Consider the following 3,112-nt stretch of genomic DNA (forward strand, 5'->3'; position numbering starts at 1 on the left):
TGTTCTCCCATCGCAACACCATCTTAGCAGGTGTTGCACTTGTTCCGTGAACTCACGGGGTCCCGGTTTGTTAATGCAGCGTCTGCAAGAAAGCGGGATTCCCGCGTTCGCGGGAATGACGTTGGGCTGTGACGCCTTGAGCTATACCCGCTCGATCAGCATCGCGATGCCCTGCCCCACGCCGATGCACATCGTCGCGATCGCATAGCGCCCGCCGGTACGCTGCAGTTCCTCGGTCGCGGTCAGCGCGAGACGTGCACCCGACATGCCGAGTGGATGGCCGAGCGCGATCGCCCCGCCATTGGGGTTCACATGCGCTGCATCGTCGGGCAGGCCGAGCTGGCGCAGCACGGCCAGGCCCTGCGCGGCGAACGCCTCGTTGAGCTCGATCACATCGACCTCGCCCAGCGTCACCCGCGCCCGTGCGAGCAGTTTCTGCACCGCCGGGGCCGGACCGATACCCATGATGCGTGGCGGCACGCCCGCCACCGCCGTCCCTATGATCCGCGCGCGCGGGGTCAGGCCATGGCGCGCCGCAGCGGCCTCCGACGCGACGATGAGCGCTGCCGCGCCATCGTTGACGCCGCTGGCATTGCCCGCCGTCACCGTGCCGCCGGGGCGCACGATGGGCTTGAGCGCACTCAGCGCCTCGATCGAGGTCATGCGCGGATGCTCGTCGGTATCGACGATCAGCGGTTCGCCCTTGCGCTGCGGGATGCTGACCGGGACGATCTCCGCCGCCAGCCGCCCCGATTCCTGCGCGGCGGCCGCGCGCTGCTGGCTGCGCAGCGCGAACGCATCCTGGTCGGCGCGGGCGATGCCGAAATCCTCGGCGACATTCTCCGCCGTCTCGGGCATCGAATCGACGCCGTGCACCGCCTTCATCAGCGGATTGACGAAACGCCAGCCGATGGTGGTGTCATAGACCGCATTGTCGCGGGCAAAGGCAGTCGCTGCCTTGGGCATGACGAACGGCGCGCGGGTCATGCTCTCGACCCCGCCCGCGATCATCAGATCGGCATCGCCCGCGCGGATCGCGCGCGCGGCGCTGCCCACCGCATCGAGCCCCGATCCGCACAGCCGGTTGATCGTCGCTCCGGCCACGCTCTCGGGGAGGCCCGCCAGTAGCGCGGCCATGCGCGCGACGTTGCGATTGTCCTCGCCCGCCTGGTTGGCACAGCCCATCAGCACATCGTCGATCGCGGCAGCATCGAGCCCAGGATTGCGCCCGACCAGCGCGCGCAGCACCACCGCCGCCAGATCGTCGGGCCTGACGCTCGCCAGCCCGCCGCCATAACGTCCGATCGGCGTGCGCACCGCGTCGCAGATAAAGGCTTCGGTCATGGCAATCCTCTCGGCTATCGATCCGGTGGTCTCAGCCCCGGAAATTATCCTTGGCGGCGCGTCGCTCGGCAAGCTCCTCGGCGGAGCGGGCGCGCATGAAGGGATTGGTGGCGCGTTCGAGCGCGATCGTGGTCGGCACGGTCGGTTCGCCGCGCGCGCGCATCGCGAAGACCTGCTCCATCCGCTCGGCCAGCGCCGGATTGTCGGGCTCGGCGACCAGCGCATAGCGACCGTTCGATTCGGTATATTCGTGCGCGCAATAGACCGCGGTTTCGCCGGGAAGCGCCGCCAGCCGCGTCATGTTGTCGAACATCTGCTCGGCCGTGCCCTCGAACAGCCGCCCGCAGCCCATCGCGAACAGCGTATCGCCGACGAAGATCGCCTGCTCCTCGGGCAAATGATAGGCGATATGCCCCGCGGTATGCGCGGGCACGTCGATGACATCGGCTCTGAGCGCGCCCAGATGCACGACATCGCCGCCCTTCACCGTCACGTCAAAACTGGCAATCCGCTCGCGCTCGGCCTCCGGGCTGGTGATCGCGCAACCGGTGGCCGCCTTGATCGCAGCATTGCCGCCGACATGATCGGGGTGCCAGTGCGTGTTCCAGATCTGCGTGATCGTCCAGCCGCGCGCCTCGGCCTCGGCGAGTACCGGCTCGGCTTCGGCGGGGTCGATGACGACGGTCTCGCCGCTCACCGGCTCATGCACCAGCCAGATATAATTGTCGGACAGGGCGGCGATGCGGGCAATTTCGATCATGCCAAGCGTTGTGCCCAATCGCACTGCGCTTGCCAAGGGCGCGTGGCACCTGATGCATCATGAAAAAGGGAGGTGGTGGCAGGGCTTGTACCGAACTTTAGCCCCATGCGATTGAAATTGTGTGGCATTTAAGGGGCCGCCCGAACATCTCCCCACAACGACCCCCACAAACTTCTCGATAGAACCTTGATTCGGTTCACGATTTTTGCCTCCAGATTTTAGCAGAATGGCGCTGTTTGTGAAGCGCTGGCGACCTATAGCGCCCAGAAGTGGGCCAAGACGCTCGGCCAAAATGAGGCTCAATCCTGCAGCGCAGGCCTGTGGTCGGATCAAAGGGAGCAACGCTGCCCCCTCCCCAGTTCTTGGTATTGACGACATCCAAGCGCGCTTCGCGCCGGATGCTGGAACACTGATGCATCCTGTTTGGGGTCATCGGTGCGGATGATGGTCGCCGGAGAGGTGCAAGTTGCACAACAGCTTGCTAGACTGTTCGAACGATGCGCACCGACCTTGATCATCTGCCCCCTCAAAAGCAGCGCGAGCTGGAGCGCGTGGTGCAGCTGATCTTCGAGGAGTTCGACGATGCCTTCGCGCTCGCCAAGCACGAGTGGAAGAAGGCCGGGCGCATCCTCAAGGTCATCCTCTATGGCAGCTATGCGCGCGGGACCTGGGTCGATGAACCGCACACCGCCAAGGGCTACCAGTCCGACTTCGATCTCCTCATCATCGTCAGCGACAAGCGGCTCACGGACCGGGTGAAGTACTGGTCCAAGCTCGATGAGCGATTGATGCGCGAGTACGGCCTCACCGGCACACTGCGCACGCCGGTCAATTTCATCGTTCACACCCTGCAGGAGGTGAACGACGGCCTCGCCCATGGGCGGTATTTCTTCATGGACGTGAAGGCCGAAGGGATAGCGGTCTACCAGTCCGACGACACCGAGCTGCACACGCCCAAGCCCAAAACGCCGACGCAGGCTCTAAACATGGCGAAGGAGTATTTTGAGG

At 65.0% G+C, this 3,112-nt stretch carries 3 protein-coding genes; 1 reads left to right on the forward strand and 2 read right to left on the reverse strand.

Annotated elements, in window-relative coordinates; genetic code table 11:
• Nucleotides 1–141 precede the first annotated feature (141 nt).
• The gene (gene pcaF, locus DM995_RS04195) at nt 142–1,344 is read right to left on the reverse strand and encodes a 3-oxoadipyl-CoA thiolase (protein WP_116968602.1); all 1,203 of its coding nucleotides are present in this window, start codon (nt 1,342–1,344) and stop codon (nt 142–144) included.
• A gap of 31 nt (nt 1,345–1,375) precedes the next feature.
• The gene (gene gloB / locus DM995_RS04200) at nt 1,376–2,104 is read right to left on the reverse strand and encodes a hydroxyacylglutathione hydrolase (protein ID WP_116968603.1); all 729 of its coding nucleotides are present in this window, start codon (nt 2,102–2,104) and stop codon (nt 1,376–1,378) included.
• Nucleotides 2,105–2,601: 497 nt separating this feature from the next.
• Between gloB and DM995_RS04205 the strand changes: the two genes are divergently transcribed.
• The coding region (locus DM995_RS04205; protein WP_198669246.1) for a nucleotidyltransferase domain-containing protein at nt 2,602–3,112 on the forward strand (511 nt) is incomplete at its 3' end.

Origin of the sequence: Blastomonas sp. UPD001 (genome assembly GCF_003426715.1) — a bacterium.
In the GTDB taxonomy this organism is placed as follows: Bacteria; Pseudomonadota; Alphaproteobacteria; order Sphingomonadales; family Sphingomonadaceae; genus Blastomonas.

Excerpts from the sequence above, each read along its gene's own strand:
- pcaF (WP_116968602.1), bottom strand. The coding sequence starts at position 1,344 with ATGACCGAAGCCTTTATCTGCGACGCGGTGCGCACGCCGATCGGACGT.
- gloB (WP_116968603.1), bottom strand. The coding sequence starts at position 2,104 with ATGATCGAAATTGCCCGCATCGCCGCCCTGTCCGACAATTATATCTGG.